Here is a 14881-nt window from a genome sequence, read left to right as displayed (position 1 = left end):
TGGTCTAGCGGGCCCGGCCCGCCCAGTCCAGGACCTGACGCCTCGTCTCACCCGGGTGGCCCTGCGCGGCGGTCACCCCGCCGTTGTGCCGGATCAACGACTCCACCAGCCCCGGGCGCGTGTTGGGGAAGTCCATCGGGACCACCCCGAGACCCGTCCACCCGCGCGCCTCGGCCCCGTCGAGGAAGCCGTGCACCCGCGGATTGAGCCGGTCGGAGTTCCACCGGGGCGGCAGCAGGGCCGACGTGCTCACGTAGTTCAGGAACAGCTTGCCGGGCTGCTGCGCGGCCTTGCGGAAGTGGGCCTCGATCTTCGGGTACTTGGCGCCCGGCTCGGCCATGTAGTCGTCCTGTACGTCGAAGAGCGCCGGGTCCCCGTACCGGACGCCGGGCAGTCCGCCGTTGTCGGCCAGCAGGACGACGCGGCCGCGGGCCTGCCCCAGCGTCGGCAGTCCCGCGTCGATCCGAAAGAGTGGCCGCCAGCCCTTGGCGTCCAGATAGATGTCGAAGATCCGGCGGAACTCGGCGTCCGCCGCCTCCGAGTACTCCTGCTTGACGCGCATCAGGACCGTCTCGGAGGGGCGGGCCCGCAGGAAGTCCCGGCAGGCGATGAGGATGTCGCCGAACATGAGGTTCTGGTAGTAAGCGCCGTGATGGACGGCGAAGGAGTCGCCGGTGACCCGGCAGCGCACGTCGAGGAAGCGGACGCCGCTGAGCAGCTGTTCGGCCACCGAGGTGTTCTGGCACGCCACCCACGGGCCGCCGACGCGCGCGCCGGAGTCGTGGGTGCCGGGGATCGTCAGCCGCTGCAATGGCGTGGAGTCGCCCAGGCCCGCCATCCAGTCCTGCACGGACAGGGTCCGCGTCGCCGCGGCGGCTCGTGGTGTCGCGAGCAGGGCGGTCGCGGAGACCGCCGCCGCTCCCGCGAGAAAGGTGCGCCGGTCCACGCTCATGTGCCTGGTCCCCCTCGGTCGGCCGTCGCCGACCGCCCGGCCGGCCCGGGAAGTATGACGTGCACAGGTCATAACTGCCAGGGTCCGGACACGTGTGCGGCCGCGCGGGATCATGGACACTCGGAAGGACGACCGAACGCCAACTCCCTTGCAAAGAGGTGCACATGACCGTCAGGAACCCGCGCTCACGCCCCGCGCTCGCGCTCGCCGCCACCGGGCTCGTCGCCACGGTCGCGCTCTACATGGCGCTCGTGGCCTTCGGTAACATCACCGACTTCGGCACGAACCAGGAGTTCGTGCGGCACGTCCTGGCCATGGACACCACGTTCAAGGACGAGGACCTCATGTGGCGGGCCGTCGAATCGCGCACGCTCCAGGACGCCGCGTACGTCGCCATCATCGTCTGGGAGACCGTCGCCGCCCTCGTGCTGATCGCGGCGACCGTCCAGTGGGCCGCCGCCCTGCGCGGTGGCGGGTTCGGCCGGGCGCGGCGAACGAGCGGCCTGGGCCTGCTCATGGTGCTGCTGCTCTTCGGCGCGGGGTTCATCGCGATCGGGGGCGAGTGGTTCGCCATGTGGCAGTCCGAGAGCTGGAACGGGCTGGAGGCCGCCACCAGGAACTTCGTCCTCGCGGGGGTGGCCCTGGTGGTCGTCCACCTGCCCGCCGGGGGCGAAGGCGACACGCCGTGAGGGCGGGACAGAGATCTGTCCCGCCCTCATCGGACCGCTGATCGGTCAGGGCTGCGGCGGCCGGTCCTGCGGGCCCGTGCCCCGGTCCCCGCCGAGCTCGTCCCTCAGCTTCTCCTGGCCCGTGTCGACGTGGCGGCTGTACTTGCCCTGGGTCCGGTCGTCGACGGCGTCGCCCGCCTTGTCGATGCCCTTCCCGGCCTGCGACTCGTGGCCCTTCATCATCTGCTTGAGCTTGTCCATCATGGACATCGGCTAGCCTCCTAGCTGGTCGCCCCCACCCCTACAGGGTCCCCGCACCTCACGCTGTCCGCATCTGCGGGCCCTGGCAACCCGGCGAGGACTGCGATGAGGAAGATCATTCTGATGGCGGGGATGTCCCTCGACGGCTACATCGAGGGGCCCGAACGCCAGATCGACTGGCACCGGGTCGACGAGGAACTGCACCAGCACTTCAACGACGAGCTCCGCGGGATGAGCGCCTTCCTGAGCGGGCGGGTCACGCACGAACTCATGGCGGACTTCTGGCCGACCGCCGACGAGGACCCCCAGAACGCCGGGACGATGGCCGAGTTCGCCCGTATCTGGCGGGACATGCCGAAGTACGCGTTCTCCCGGACGATGCAGCGGGCCGACTGGAACACCACCATCGTGCGGGAGGTCGACCCCGACGCGATCAGGGCCCTCAAGGAGCAACCCGGCGGGGACATGACGCTCAGCGGCGCCGGTCTCGCCGCGGCGTTCATGCGCCAGGGGCTGGTCGACGAGTACCGCGTCTACATCCATCCGGTCCTCATCGGGAGGGGCAAGCCCCTGTTCTCCCCGTCGGACGCCATGGTGGGCCTGCGACTCCTGGAGACCCGCGTGTTCGACAACGGCGTACTCCTCACCCGCTACGCCGAAGAGTGAGCGGGGCCGCTCCCCCCGCGTCCAGCCAGCCCCGCGCCCGCAACTGCGCGACGAAGCGCCCGTACGACTCCTCCAGCGCCGCCCGCTCGCGTTCCACCGGCTCGACCGCGCGGCCGGCCGCCGTCATCGCCGCCGCGCCGGCGGTCAGGTCCGGGTGGAGCGTTCCGGCGGCGGCGAGCAGGGCCGCGCCGAAGGCCGTCTCCGCCCGCTCGGCGACGCGCAGCGGCTTGCCCAGGACGGTGGCGCGGATGCGGTTCCACAGGTCGCTGCGGCTGCCGCCGCCCGCCGCGTGCAACGGTCCCCGCACCTCGACGCCCAGCGCCTGGACGCGTTCGACCGCGAGGCGCTCCAGGAAGGCGACGCCCTCCAGCGCGGCCCGGTGCCCGTCGGCCTCGTCCTGCGGCGTACCGGTCAGGAAACCCCGCGCGTCACCGGAGACGAACGGGAACCGCTCGCCCTCCCTGCGCAGCGGATAGTTCAGGCACGACGCCGGACCGCGGGCGTCCGCCGCCGCGTCCAGGGCGGGCAGCCGGCCCGGGTCCACGGCGGCCAGAGCCTCGCCGCCGGTGTTCGAGGCGCCGCCGGGCAGCCACCAGCCGTCGGGATGGCGATGGCTGTAGAGGGCGCCCGACGGGTCGGTGACCAGCTCGCGGGTGACCCCCTTGAGTACGTACGTCGTCCCCAGCACGCCGACGAACCGGCCCGGCTCCACGGCGCCGGTGGCGATCTGGCCCGCGCACCCGTCCGTCATCCCGAGCCGGACCCGGCAGCCGGCGGGCAGGCCGGTCTCCGCCGCCGCCCGCGCGCAGACCGTGCCCACCTCGGTGCCGGGCGGCCGTACGGCGGGCAGCAGGCCGGGGGAGACGCCGAAGGCGTCGAAGACCTCGCCGGCCCACTCGCCCGCCCGGGGGTCGTAGCCGGTCTTCAGCGCGTGGCTCCAGTCCGCGGCGACCGGGTGCCCGGTCAGCTTGCGGCCGAGCAGGTCCGGCGTGTGCAGCACGACCTGTCCCGGGAGCGCCCGGTTCGCGTACCAGACGAACCTGCCCAGCGCCGCCGTCGGGCCGACGGCCAGGCCCAGTGCCCGCCAGCGGCGCGCGCCCAGTTCCTGCGCCTTGGCGTTGAGGTCGGCTGCCCGCCGGTCGTCGTACATCAGCGCAGGCCCCACCGGGTCCCCGTCGGGGCTCGCGAGGACCAGGGTGCCCGAGGTGGCGCAGACCGCGACGGCCACCACCTCGTGCCCGCCGCCCGGCAGCGCGCCGGTGGCCTCCCGCAGGGCGGCGGCGGCCGCCGGCCACCACGCGCGGGCGTCCTGCTCGCTGTGGCCGCCCGCGCCGCGCACCGGCCGCGGGAGCGGCGCCCGTCCTTCGGAGAGAACCCGCCCGGTGGCGTCGGCGCACACCACTCTGACCGCGGCGGTGGCCACGTCGACGCCGGCCACGACGGGGACGGGGGAGCGGGCGGCGCCGGCGGTGGGGTTCATGAGGGGGACGGGTCCTTCCGTGCGCGGGGTACGGGGAGCGGGGCTCAGGTGGTGGCGCGGGCCGCGACCGGTACGGCGGCCTCCTGGAGCGACTTGCCCTGCTCGATGGCCACCTCCGAAGCCCTCGGGAGGCGCAGGAAGAGCGTGAGGAGCGCGGCGACGACGTACAGGCCGGCGAAGATCAGGACGACGCCGTCCCGGCCCAGCGGCCCGAGGAACAGCGAGACGATCGCCGGCCCCACGAAGGCCGCGCCGCCCGCGCCGAGGTTCAGCAGCGCCATCGCGCCGCCCTTGTTCTCCGGGGCCAACGACGGCATCAGGGCGGAGATCGGGACGAACCCGGCGAGCGTGGCGCCGTAGACCATGCCGACGCCGACCGCGACCCAGTAGTCGTCCGTCAGCAGCTTCGGTACGAAGTACAGGGCCAGCACGCTCACCGCGCAGCCCACCGCGCCGAACCAGCCGATGGTGGTGCGCCAGCCGATCCGGTCGCTGACCAGGCCGAAGAGCAGGTTGAAGAAGATGTTGGTGGCGAACATCATCGACAGCAACCGGAGCCAGTCGCCGTCGCTGAAGCCCATCTCGTCGGTGAAGAAGGCCGGCAGGATCACCCAGAGCCCGAACTGCGGGGCCGTGTTGATGACCCGCACCACACAGCCGACGGCGACCTTGGGGTTGGTCCAGGCGATGGACAGGCTGCGCGTCAGCGACTGGACCGGCTTGACCCCGGGCGGCGCGAGCCGGGAGTACCCGGTGCGTTCGCGTACGCCGAGCAGGCAGAAGGCGCCGCCGATCGCGATCAGGGCGAGCGCGACCCACAGCGTGCCGGTCTTCCCGAAGAGGGGGTTGGTCACGGACGCGGTCAGCGAGCCCAGGGTGGGCAGGCCGCCGGTGAAGGCGAAGTAGAACCAGCCGACGGCCGCGCCGAGCCGGGCGACCGGCGCGGTGGCCGTGACCCACACGAGGAACGAGAAGGCGAAGAGCGGGTAGCCGAAGCCGCGCAGGCCGTAGAAGACCAGCATCAGGGTGTAGTCGCCCCGCGCCGCGCCCAGCGTGAGGAAGAGGATGTCGAAGACGATCCAGATGGCGAGCCCCGCCTGCATCACCCGTCGCGGGCCCCACAGTTCCGACAGGGCGCCCGAAAGCCAGGACGCGAGCATGACGGTGACGCCGTACGCCGTGATCACGTAACTCGCGCGGACCTCGCTGCCGGCGCCGTTGCCCTCGATGAACGGTGCGATGAAGCCGGACTCGACCCCGTCGCCGATCATGAAGATCAGGACGCCGACGAACCCGAAGAGCAGGGGCCGGGGAATGCCGACGCGGTCCCAGACGGTCCCCCCGGCGCGCCCGGCGGATGTGGCGGTGCTGCTCATTGCTCGTGCCTCCACAGTGAGGTGCCATGGCCCGCGGACGTCAGCCGCGACGGGGATGCATCATGACCTCTGTGAAATTAGCACGCAAGAGTTTAAGAGGCTTGTCGTCGCGCGGCCGGCATCCGGTCAGGCGGCGGACGCGACCCGGACGTCCGTGCGCTCCCCGAGAGCCGCCAACAGGTCCTGTTCCACCCCGTCGTCCACCACCAGGTGGTCGAAGTCCCCGACCGGGGCGAGCCGGTGCAGCGCGGTCCTGGCCAGCTTCGTACGGTCCATCAGGAGCACCTTGCGGGTGCCGGAGGCCAGCATCGCCCGCTTGACCAGCACCACGTCCTGCTCCTGGTGGTACGTCATCCGGGCGTCCATCGCGGAGGTCGACACCAGCACCATGTCCACCGAGAGCGCCTCTATGGCCTCCAGGCAGGGCACGCCGAGGAAGGAGTCGTGGGTGCGCGAGTACTCGCCGCCGAGCGAGATGAGGCGTATCTCCTCGTGGCCGGCGAACAGGCCGATCACCCGCCGGGCGTTGGTCACCACCGTCAGCGGGGCGTGGTCCACCAGCAGTGAGGCCAGGGCGAGCGCGGTCGTGGAGTCGTCCAGCATCACCGACATGCCGGGCTCGACCAGCTCCGCGGCGGTCCTGGCGATGGCCTCCTTCTCGGCCGTGTTGACGCCGAGGCGGTAGTCGAGATTCGACTCGAAGACGGTCGACGGCAGCGCGGAGACCCCGCCCCGGAAGCGGCGCAGCACCCCGCGCCTGGCCAGCTCGTCCAGGTCCCGGTGGACCGTCATCAGGCTGACGCGCGTCAGCTCCGCCAGCTCGGCGCCGCTCGCTGTGCCGTGCTTCAGGACGTGCTCGGTGATGATCTGCCTGCGGGCTTCCGCGCCGGTCGTCGTCATGTGCCCAAGTTTCGCGTACCGCCGTGGGGCGTCGCCGAGGTGGGGACGTTGAGGGAGCGCAGGGCGGTGCCGGCGTCCGTCACCTCGATCTCGCTCACGGCCGCGTTGTCGAGCCGCGGGAACACCAGGCGGTAGCGGCCGACCGGGATGGAGAGCATCGCGCACAGCGCCATGCGCAGCAGCGTGTTGTGCGCCACCACCAGGACGGTGCCGCCCGCGTGCTCGCGCGCCAGTCCGCGCAGCGCGGTCGAGGCGCGGGCCGCGGCCTCGGACGGCGGCTCGGATCCGGGGAAGGCGCCCAGCTCGGCGTCCTCCATGAAGCGCCGTACGGCCTCGGGGTCCTCGGCGGCCATCTCCGCGATGGTGCGGCCCTCGCCCCAGCCGAAGTCGACCTCGCGCAGTCCCTCGACGACCTCGGGCTCCACGCCCAGCACTTCGGCGGCGGGCCGGGCGGTCAGCCGGGCGCGGCTGACCGGCGAACACGCCACGGCGTCGACCCTCCGGCGCCCGGCCCACTGCCCCAGCTCCTCCGCCTGCCGCAGCCCCTTCGCGGTCAGCGCGACGTCGGAGACGCCGGCGTACCGGTTCTCCGCGTGCCACTCGGTCTCTCCGTGCCGTACGAGCAACAGGCGTGCTGACATGGACGGTCTCTCCCCTTGAAGCGCGACGGGCGCGCGGGCCCGGCGCCGCGCCGGTCCGTTGCTTCTTCAAAACAATGATGTTAAATCTATCAGCGCCAGTGTTAGTGGCGCTGCGGCAACGCCCGACGCGCATCGCCACCGCGATTCGAGAAGGGCCCCGCCCATGCGCATCCTCGCCGCCGGCGACCACTTCGTACGCCCCGACCTCCTGCGCGCCGCCCTGCGCGAGGAACTCGGGGCCGCCCCCGCGATCACCGAACTCACCCTGCCCTGGCCCCACGAGCCCTTCGGCCCCGTCGGAGACGTCCACGAGGCGAGCGGCACGGAGGAGGAACTCGTCGAGGCGCTGGACGGCGCCGAGATCTGCGTGACCCAGATGGCGCCCTTCACCGAGAAGGTCTTCACCGCCTGCCCGGACCTGCGCATGGTCGCCGTCTCCCGGGGCGGCCCCGTCAACGTCGACCTCGACGCCGCCACCCGGCACGGCGTCGCCGTCGCCTTCGCGCCCGGCCGCAACGCCCCCGCCGCCGCCGAGTTCGCCGTCGGCCTCATGCTCGCCGCCATGCGGCGCATCACCACCGCCGACGCCGAGCTCAAGCGCGGCACGTGGCGCGGCGACTTCTACGCCTACGACGAGGGCGGCATCGAACTCGACGGCGCCACCGTCGGGCTCGTCGGCTACGGCGCCATCGGCCGCATCGTCGCCCGCGTCCTGCGCGCCTTCGGCTCCCACGTCCTGGTCGCCGACCCCTACGCCGACCCCGACGCCGCCCGCGCCGACGGCGTGGAACCGGTCGCACTCGACGAACTCCTGCGCCGCAGCAGCGTGGTGAGCCTGCACGCCCGCCTCACCCCCGAGACCCACCACCTCATCGACGCCGCCGCACTGGAGCTCCTGCCCGAGGGCGCGGTACTGGTCAACTCCGCGCGCGGCGGTCTCCTCGACTACGCCCCGCTGCCCGCCCTGCTCAGGAGCGGGCGCCTCGGCGCCCTCGCCCTCGACGTGTACGACGTCGAACCCCCGCCCGCCGACTGGCCGCTGCGCGACGCCCCGAACGTGGTCACCGCCCCCCACCTGGCCGGCGCCACCCGGCAGACCGCCCACCGGGCCGCTGCGATCACCGCCGCCGAGGCGGGCCGTTTTGTACGCGGCGAGCGGCTCGCCCACCCGGCCAACCCCGCGGTCCGCGGCCGTGAGGCCGCGCGCCCGTGAGCGTCGTCATCGGCGTCGACGTCGGCACCTCCGTGACCAAGGCCGTCGCCTTCGACGGCCAGGAGGCGCCTCTGACCTCCGCCACGCGCCGCAGCAGCCTCGTGCGGCTGTCCGGCGGGCGCGTCGAACAGGACCTCGACGACGTCGTCCGCACGGTCGCCGAGGTCGTACGGGAGACCGCCGCCGCCCTGCCGGAGCCGCCCGCAGCCGTGGCCCTCACCGGCCAGGGCGACGGCCTGTGGCTGCGCGACGCGGACGGCCGCGCGGTGCGCCCCGCCATCTCCTGGATGGACGGACGCGCCGCCGGCCGCGTCGCGGGCTGGCTGGCGGACGGCACGGTCCAGGAGGTCTTCAAGCACACCGGCTCCGGCATGTTCCCCGGCTGCCACGCCCCGCTCCTCGCGCACCTGCGGGAACACGAGCCGCAGACCCTGCGGCGCGCGGCCACCGCCGGCTACTGCGTCGACGCCGTCGCCCAGCGTCTCACCGGCCGGATCGGCGTGGACGCGTCGGACGCCACCCTGCCCTTCCTCGATCCGGTCACCCGTACGTACGCACCCGAGGCGCTCGCCGCCTGCGGCATCACGGACCAGGCGCACCTGCTGCCCGACCCGGCCCCGCCAGGAACCGTCCTCGCCCTCGACGCCCAGGGGGCGCGGCTGCTCGGACTCCCGGAGGGACTGCCGCTCACGGCGGGACCGTACGACCTGCCGGCCTGCGCCATCGGCAGCGGCGTGCGCGAGGTGGGCGACGGGCTGCTCATCGTCGGCACCACCCTCGCCTGCCAGGTCCTGACCGACGGCGCTCGTACGGACGGCTCCACCGAACCGGCCGGCATGTGGCTGTGCACCCCGGAGCCGGACCGCTGGCTGCGTGCGATGCCCGCCATGGCCGGCACGGCCGCCCTCGAATGGGTCCTCGCGCTCACCGGCGCGACCACGGGCGACCTCGACGCGCTGCTCGCCGGGAGCCCGCCGGGCGCGCACGGCGTCACCGCGCTGCCGTTCCTCTCCGGCGCGGGGGAGCGGGCCCCGTTCGTGGACCCGGCCGCCCGGGGGCGGCTCGACGGGCTCACGCTGGCCCACACGCGCGCCGACGCGGTACGGGCCGTGTGCGAGGCGATCGGCTACGCCGCCCGGCACTGCCTGGAGGCCGCCGGTCTCGGCGGCGATCTCGCCGCCTGCGGCGGAGGGGTCCGTTCCGGCCCGTGGGCGCAGCTCTTCGCCGACGTCCTGGGCCGGCCGGTCCGCATCCCGGTGGAGCGAGAGGTGGGCGCGCTCGGCGCGGTCCGGGTGGCGCGGCGCTCCCTGGGCGAGGCCCCGGAGACCCAGCCGCAGCCGTGTCGCACGGTGGAACCGCGCCCGGCCTCCCGCGCGGCGTACGAGGACGGGTACGCCGCCTACCGCGGCGCCCTGGACGCCGCCCGCGTCCAGTGGGCGCACCCGGCCCCGTGGCCGCCCGCCCCGTCCGGGTGTGCGCCGTCCTAGGCCCCGGCCGGGGCGGCGGACCCGCGGGACTCGCGGATCGGGGCGCCCGCCCGGTGGAGGCTGGCGAGCGCCTGGCGGTACGAGGTGATCAGGCCGGTCTCCAGGTAGCCGATGCCCAGCTCCCGGCAGTAGTCCCGGACGATCACCTGGGCACGCCGCAGGTGCGGGGTGGGCATGCTCGGGAACAGGTGGTGCTCGATCTGGTAGTTCAGCCCGCCGAGCATCAGGTCCGTGAACCAGCCGCCGCGCACGTTGCGCGAGGTCAGCACCTGGCGCCGCAGGAAGTCCGGGCGCTCGTCGCCGGTGAGGATCGGCATGCCCTTGTGGTTGGGGGCGAAGATCGATCCCAGGTAGACGCCGAACAGGCACTGGTGCACGGCCAGGAAGGCGATCGCCATGCCCGGCGGCAGCACGAGGAACAGTGCGGCCAGGTAGGCGGCGAAATGGGCGAACAGGAGGGTGCCCTCCAGGGTCCGGTTCTTGAGCGTCCGGTTGGCGAGCGCCCGTACGCCGGCCACGTGGAGGCTGAAGCCCTCCAGCGTGAGCAGCGGGAAGAACAGGAACGCCTGCGAGCGCCCGAGCAGCCGGGGGAGTCCCTTCGCCACCCGCGCCTGGTCCTGGGACCAGACGAGGACGTCGGGCAGCACGTCCGGGTCGAGTTCCGCGTGGTTGGGGTTGGCGTGGTGGCGGGTGTGCTTGTCCATCCACCACCCGTATCCCATGCCGATGCCGAGGTTCCCGGCTATGCGGCCGGAGCGCTCACTGGCCTTGCGGAGCCGGAAGACCTGGCGGTGCGCCGTGTCATGGGTGACCAGCGCGACCTGGCCGAAGACCAGGGCGAGGAAGGCGGCGACCGCCAGCGTCCACCAGCTGTCCCCGACGAGGACGAAGGCGGCCCAGCCCCCGGCGTACAGGGCCGCGACCGCCGCGATACGGGCCGTGTAGTACCCGGGGCGGCGACCCATCAGCCCGGCCGCGGCGATCTTCTTGTACAGCCGGGAGAAGTCGCTGCCCGGCTTCTGCGGCGCGGCGGACGGGGGCGGGCGTACGGATGTCTGCACTGGCATGGTGACGAGTCCTCCGGGTGGGGCAGACCGGCCGGGGGCCGGCCGGGCAATGCACGATGCGCGAGGGGGCGCGCCGCGGGCCGCACGGTCCGTCGGCGTTCGGCGGGGGCTCTGCGGCCCTTCCCACGCCGGTCGCGCGGACGGCGGGGCTGCTGGGGGCTGGAACGGCGTCTCGGCGGGCTTCGCCGGGGCCGGGTGAGCGGGACGCGGGCCGCGCGGCGGAGCGAGTCCGCGTCGGTCGTGGGACAGGAGGCGCCTCGGCCCGGGGACAGGCACGTCCCGGCTGTCTGCGGCGCGGATGCAGGTGCTTCTCCGCCCACGGTAGACCACCCGCCCCCGGCGACCCCCGCGCGCGACGGCCCGCCGGCCGTCCGCGCGGCCCGGGGCCCCGTACGCCCCGGGCCGTACGGCGTCCGGAGCCTGTGGCGCGAATCACGGCGGGCCACTCGGCGCGGACGGCGTCCGGCCCGCCGGCCGGTGCGGGCCCTCGACTACTCCTGTCGCTCCGCGAGGTGCCGGGCGAGCCGGTCGAGGAAGACGTGCTGGCCGGCGACGAGCCGCTCCTTCGCGCTCTCGGGCGTGCACCACGCCACCTCGTCGATCTCCGGGAAGTCCTGCCGTACGCCCGAGCCCCTCGGCCACTCCATGGTGAAGGTGCCGAACTCCGCCAGGGCGGGATCGAGGTCCGCCTCGATCGCCCAGATCGTGACGATCTTGCCGCTCGGCTGACGGGCCTCGCCGAGAGCGACGAGTTCTCCGTCGGGCACGGGCAGGCCGAGCTCCTCCGTGAACTCCCGGCGGGCCGCCGCCTCGGGGGTCTCGTCCGGCTCGTACTCGCCCTTGGGGATCGACCAGGCCGCCGAGTCGCGGCCGGCCCAGAAGGGACCGCCCATGTGGCCGATGAGCACCTCGGTGCCGTCGGATGAGTTCCGGAAGAGGAGGAGCCCCGCGCTTCGTTTGCCCGACATGCCGTCAAGTCTCCCCGTCACGACGGCCGGACGCCATCGCGCACGGCCGTGTCGCACCCGCCGGATGCCGCCGGAGGGGTGCGCGTGACGGACCGCTGGTGGGCGAACCGCCGCGTTCCGGCGGTTCCGCGTGCCGGACGGGGTACATGGGCGCCATGGATCAGGTGGTACAGGCAGGGATGTGGGGACTGGTGGCCGGCTCCGCGCTGCTCGTCGGGGCGGTGCTGGGGTACGGGGTGCGGATCCCGCAGTGGGTGGTGGCGTCCGTGATGGCCTTCGGCGCGGGGGTGCTCATCTCGGCGGTCTCCTTCGAGCTGGTCCAGGAGGCCTACGACCAGGCCGGGCTCGGACCGGCGGCGATCGGGACCGTGGGCGGCGCGGTGGCCTACACGGCGGGCAACATGTGGCTGGCGCGCCGCGGGGCCCGGCACCGCAAGCGCTCCGGGCTGCGGCGGTCGCAGCCCTCGGAGGCGCAGCAGGCGGGGTCGGGACTGGCGCTGGCCCTCGGCGCGCTGCTGGACGGCGTGCCGGAGTCGGCGGTCATCGGCGTCAGCCTCGTCGACGGCGGGGCCGTGAGCACGGTGACCGTGGTGGCGGTGTTCATCAGCAACGTTCCCGAGGGCCTTTCGAGCTCGGCCGGCATGCGCAGGGCCGGCCGCGGCAGGACGTACGTCTTCGGCATCTGGGGCGGCATCGCCGCCGCGAGCACGCTGTCCGCGGTGCTCGGCTACGCCGTCGTCGGCGGGCTGCCGACCGCCGTGGTCGCCGCGGTGACGGCGGTGGCGGCCGGAGCGATCCTTGCGATGATCGCCGACACGATGATCCCGGAGGCGTTCGAGGACGCCCACCTGGCGATCGGCCTGATCACCGTCAGCGGCTTCCTGGTCTCCTTCGCGCTGTCACACGCCTGAGCCGGGGGGCTCCGCCCAGCCGGTGGACGACAGCGCGTGCGGAGGCAGGAGGGTGAAACGGATGGTCTCGTGCGTGGCCCGCGGCCCCGTCTCGTACAGCAGTCCCACTCTGCCCGGGCCCGTCTGCACCAGGTCCGAGTAGCCGGCCAGGTCCGGCGACACGGACCAGGCCGTACGCCACGAACGCCCCGCGTCGTCGCTGGCGCCCACCCGCATCCGCCGGCGGCTGTCCGGGTGCGACGGGCCCGAGTACAGCAGCGGGGCACGCCACGGCGGCCCGGCGACCTGGAGCACGCTGCCCTGCACGGTGGGACCTGTCAGCGCGGGCTGGGCCCGGAACGGCACGGAGAGGGTCAGCCCGCCGTCGGCGCTGTAGGCGTCCGCGCGGGAGCCTTCGGCGGTCCGGTCGTGGTCGCGGGCGTTGATGTACACCGTTCCGCCGGGGAGTTCGGCGAGCGTGCTCTCGTTGAGCGCGAGAGGACCGTCGACGGACCCGCTCACGTACCCCACGCGCCAGGTCCGGCCGCCGTCGTCGCTGTAGAGGGAGTGCGCGCCGCTGCGCCCCGTCGTGCCCGAACTGTGGTTCGCCGGTACGAGCAGCCGGCCCCGGTGGCCCTTGTGCCGCAGGGCGACGGCGTGGCCGGGCCCGACGGCGTACCAGCTCCAGTGGGCCGGCTTGACCGAGTCGGTGATGTCCCGCTGCGGCGTCCAGCTCCGGCCGCCGTCGGCACTGCGCTGGACGTAGACCCGGCGGACCCAGGAGGCGACCTTCCCCGACCGCACCTGCCGCTCGGTGGCGCCGCCCAGCGTCCGGCACGTCACCAGCACCACGTCTCCGCTGCGGGGGTCGATCACCGGCACGGGGTTGCCCACCGTGTCGGCACCGGCGTCCGCGACCAGCTGGAGCGGCTGCCAGGTGCATCCTGCGTCGAAGGACCGCCGCAGGACCAGGTCGATGTCACCGTCGTCCGCCGAGGAGTTCCGCCGCCCCTCGGCGAAGGCGAGGAGCGCGCCGCCCGGCACCTTGAGCGCCGCCGGGATGCGGAAGGTGAAGTAGCCCGAATCGCCCGACCGGTACGGCACCGACGCCGGGCACGGGCGGGTGTGCCCGTACGCCGTCGCGCCCTGCGCCACGGGAGCGGGCTGAGTCCCTGTCAGCCCCAGAGCGGCCACCAGGGCCAGCAGGAGGGCGGGTCGTCGGCGGGCGGTGGCACGAGGTCTCATCGCGTCTCTCGTCCGGTGCGGCGTGTGCGGGGGCGCGGCAGCGGCGCGCAAGCCGAACGCGTCCGCCGCCCGCAGGGAACATAGCGGCACGAACCGTCTGTCGCGGTGCGCCACGCCCGCCTGCCGGGCCGGCCGCTCAGGTGCGGGACGCGCGGTGGCGGGGCGGCAGGCGGTGCAGCCGGACCTCGCTGAGCCGGCCGCCCTCCGCGACGGCGGTCATGTACGTGCAGTAGGGCTCCCGCCGCCGGTCGGTCGGCGATCCCGGGTTGAGCAGGCGCAGACCACCGGGGGCGGTGGTGTCCCACGGGATGTGGCTGTGGCCGAACACCAGCACGTCCAGGTCCGGGAAACGCTCCTCGCACCTGCGCTCCCGGCCCTGGGCGCCGCCCGTCTCGTGCACGACGCCGAACCGCAGCCCGCCGAATTCGGCCCGCGCCACCTCCGGCAGCCGCGCCCGCAACTCCGGGCCGTCGTTGTTGCCGTGGACGCCGACGAGGAGCCGTGAGCGCGCTTCGAGCAGGTCCAGCGTCGCCGTGTCCACCCAGTCCCCGGCATGGACGACCGCGTCGGCCCGCTCGACCCGCGCCAGCAGCTCGGCGGGCAGCTCGCGGGCCCGCTTGGGCAGATGGGTGTCGGACATCAGCAGCAGGCGCACACCCACCACCGTACGCACGCCGCCGCCCCGCACCCGCAGACTCGCATCCGTCACGGGGGTGATGCCTTGGCCTGGCCCGATAGCGGTGGGTGACCGTTCGGCATGCGCGGACGCGCCGACGCTGCTTCGCTGAGTGCGCCCCCTCTGTCCCGTCACCCGAGGAGTGATCATGAGCGCTGCAGGTGAGTCCGGCGGCCGTGCCCAGGAGTTGCGCCAGATGGCGCGCGAGATGGACCAGGCCGCGGAACGTGCCCTCGACCCCGAGCAGCGCAAGCGGCTGGAGGACAAGGCCCGCCGCCTCAGGGAACAGAGCGAGCAGGCGAGCAGCATGGGCGGCGGGGACATCTACCCCCCGCAGTAGCCCGTGCGTACGGCACCGGCCGGTGGCTGCCCCCGCGCCCCAGGGCGCGCG

General features: G+C 73.9%; 16 protein-coding genes. 6 read left to right on the top strand and 10 right to left on the bottom strand.

Annotated elements, in window-relative coordinates:
* Positions 1 to 4: 4 nt before the first annotated feature.
* Positions 5 to 952, bottom strand: coding sequence for a phosphatidylinositol-specific phospholipase C (locus ACWGH0_RS22710; RefSeq protein WP_453406019.1), 948 nt, complete (start codon positions 950 to 952; stop codon positions 5 to 7).
* A gap of 164 nt (positions 953 to 1116) precedes the next feature.
* Between ACWGH0_RS22710 and ACWGH0_RS22705 the strand changes: the two genes are divergently transcribed.
* Positions 1117 to 1641, top strand: a complete 525-nt coding sequence (locus ACWGH0_RS22705) for a DUF2165 domain-containing protein (RefSeq protein WP_453406018.1) — start codon at positions 1117 to 1119, stop codon at positions 1639 to 1641.
* Between the two features lie 45 nt (positions 1642 to 1686).
* Here the strand turns inward: ACWGH0_RS22705 and ACWGH0_RS22700 are convergent, their stop codons facing one another.
* On the bottom strand, positions 1687 to 1890 hold the full coding sequence (locus tag ACWGH0_RS22700; protein WP_453406017.1) for an antitoxin: 204 nt from the start codon (positions 1888 to 1890) through the stop codon (positions 1687 to 1689).
* Between the two features lie 96 nt (positions 1891 to 1986).
* On the opposite strand from ACWGH0_RS22700, the gene ACWGH0_RS22695 reads away from it, so the two are divergent.
* The gene (locus ACWGH0_RS22695; RefSeq protein WP_453406016.1) at positions 1987 to 2547 is read left to right on the top strand and encodes a dihydrofolate reductase family protein; all 561 of its coding nucleotides are present in this window, start codon (positions 1987 to 1989) and stop codon (positions 2545 to 2547) included.
* Here ACWGH0_RS22695 and ACWGH0_RS22690 read toward each other — a convergent pair.
* The 4 genes from ACWGH0_RS22690 to ACWGH0_RS22675 form a co-directional block, all read right to left on the bottom strand.
* Complete coding sequence (locus ACWGH0_RS22690; RefSeq protein WP_453406015.1) at positions 2525 to 4027, bottom strand: FGGY-family carbohydrate kinase; 1503 nt, start codon at positions 4025 to 4027, stop codon at positions 2525 to 2527. The genes ACWGH0_RS22695 and ACWGH0_RS22690 overlap by 23 nt on opposite strands.
* A gap of 44 nt (positions 4028 to 4071) precedes the next feature.
* Positions 4072 to 5403: an MFS transporter gene (locus ACWGH0_RS22685; protein WP_453406014.1), complete on the bottom strand. Its 1332-nt coding sequence runs from the start codon at positions 5401 to 5403 to the stop codon at positions 4072 to 4074.
* Positions 5404 to 5529: 126 nt separating this feature from the next.
* Positions 5530 to 6303 (bottom strand): DeoR/GlpR family DNA-binding transcription regulator, encoded by a 774-nt coding sequence (locus ACWGH0_RS22680; protein ID WP_453406013.1) that lies wholly within the window; start codon positions 6301 to 6303, stop codon positions 5530 to 5532.
* A complete protein-coding gene (locus ACWGH0_RS22675; protein ID WP_453406012.1) occupies positions 6300 to 6944 on the bottom strand; it encodes a histidine phosphatase family protein in 645 nt (214 codons plus the stop codon). The genes ACWGH0_RS22680 and ACWGH0_RS22675 overlap by 4 nt, the downstream gene beginning before the upstream one ends.
* A gap of 163 nt (positions 6945 to 7107) precedes the next feature.
* Between ACWGH0_RS22675 and ACWGH0_RS22670 the strand changes: the two genes are divergently transcribed.
* Both ACWGH0_RS22670 and ACWGH0_RS22665 read left to right on the top strand, forming a co-directional pair.
* A complete protein-coding gene (locus tag ACWGH0_RS22670; RefSeq protein WP_453406011.1) occupies positions 7108 to 8157 on the top strand; it encodes a 2-hydroxyacid dehydrogenase in 1050 nt (349 codons plus the stop codon).
* Complete coding sequence (locus ACWGH0_RS22665; RefSeq protein ID WP_453406010.1) at positions 8154 to 9644, top strand: FGGY family carbohydrate kinase; 1491 nt, start codon at positions 8154 to 8156, stop codon at positions 9642 to 9644. Before ACWGH0_RS22670 ends, ACWGH0_RS22665 begins: the two co-directional genes overlap by 4 nt.
* Here the strand turns inward: ACWGH0_RS22665 and ACWGH0_RS22660 are convergent.
* A complete protein-coding gene (locus ACWGH0_RS22660) occupies positions 9641 to 10711 on the bottom strand; it encodes a fatty acid desaturase family protein (protein ID WP_453406009.1) in 1071 nt (356 codons plus the stop codon). The two genes, ACWGH0_RS22665 and ACWGH0_RS22660, sit on opposite strands and share 4 nt — an antisense overlap.
* A 491-nt stretch (positions 10712 to 11202) precedes the next feature.
* Entirely contained in the window at positions 11203 to 11679 is a 477-nt protein-coding gene (locus tag ACWGH0_RS22655; RefSeq protein WP_453406008.1) for an NUDIX domain-containing protein, read from the bottom strand.
* A gap of 155 nt (positions 11680 to 11834) precedes the next feature.
* Here ACWGH0_RS22655 and ACWGH0_RS22650 point away from each other — a divergent pair, with 155 nt between their 5' ends.
* Positions 11835 to 12590 (top strand): ZIP family metal transporter, encoded by a 756-nt coding sequence (locus ACWGH0_RS22650; protein ID WP_453406007.1) that lies wholly within the window; start codon positions 11835 to 11837, stop codon positions 12588 to 12590.
* On the opposite strand, the gene ACWGH0_RS22645 is transcribed toward ACWGH0_RS22650, so the two are convergent.
* Together ACWGH0_RS22645 and ACWGH0_RS22640 are read right to left on the bottom strand one after the other, a co-directional pair.
* On the bottom strand, positions 12579 to 13814 hold the full coding sequence (locus tag ACWGH0_RS22645; RefSeq protein WP_453406006.1) for a sialidase family protein: 1236 nt from the start codon (positions 13812 to 13814) through the stop codon (positions 12579 to 12581). The genes ACWGH0_RS22650 and ACWGH0_RS22645 overlap by 12 nt on opposite strands.
* 136 nt (positions 13815 to 13950) lie before the next feature.
* Complete coding sequence (locus tag ACWGH0_RS22640) at positions 13951 to 14469, bottom strand: metallophosphoesterase family protein (RefSeq protein WP_453406063.1); 519 nt, start codon at positions 14467 to 14469, stop codon at positions 13951 to 13953.
* Positions 14470 to 14638: 169 nt separating this feature from the next.
* Here ACWGH0_RS22640 and ACWGH0_RS22635 point away from each other — a divergent pair, with 169 nt between their 5' ends.
* Complete coding sequence (locus ACWGH0_RS22635; RefSeq protein ID WP_453406005.1) at positions 14639 to 14830, top strand: DUF6381 family protein; 192 nt, start codon at positions 14639 to 14641, stop codon at positions 14828 to 14830.
* Positions 14831 to 14881 lie beyond the last annotated feature (51 nt).

This window comes from Streptomyces sp. NPDC054887, from assembly GCF_053610585.1.
Note: the sequence above shows the minus strand (reverse complement) of the source record. Positions and strands in the feature narration are given on the sequence as shown.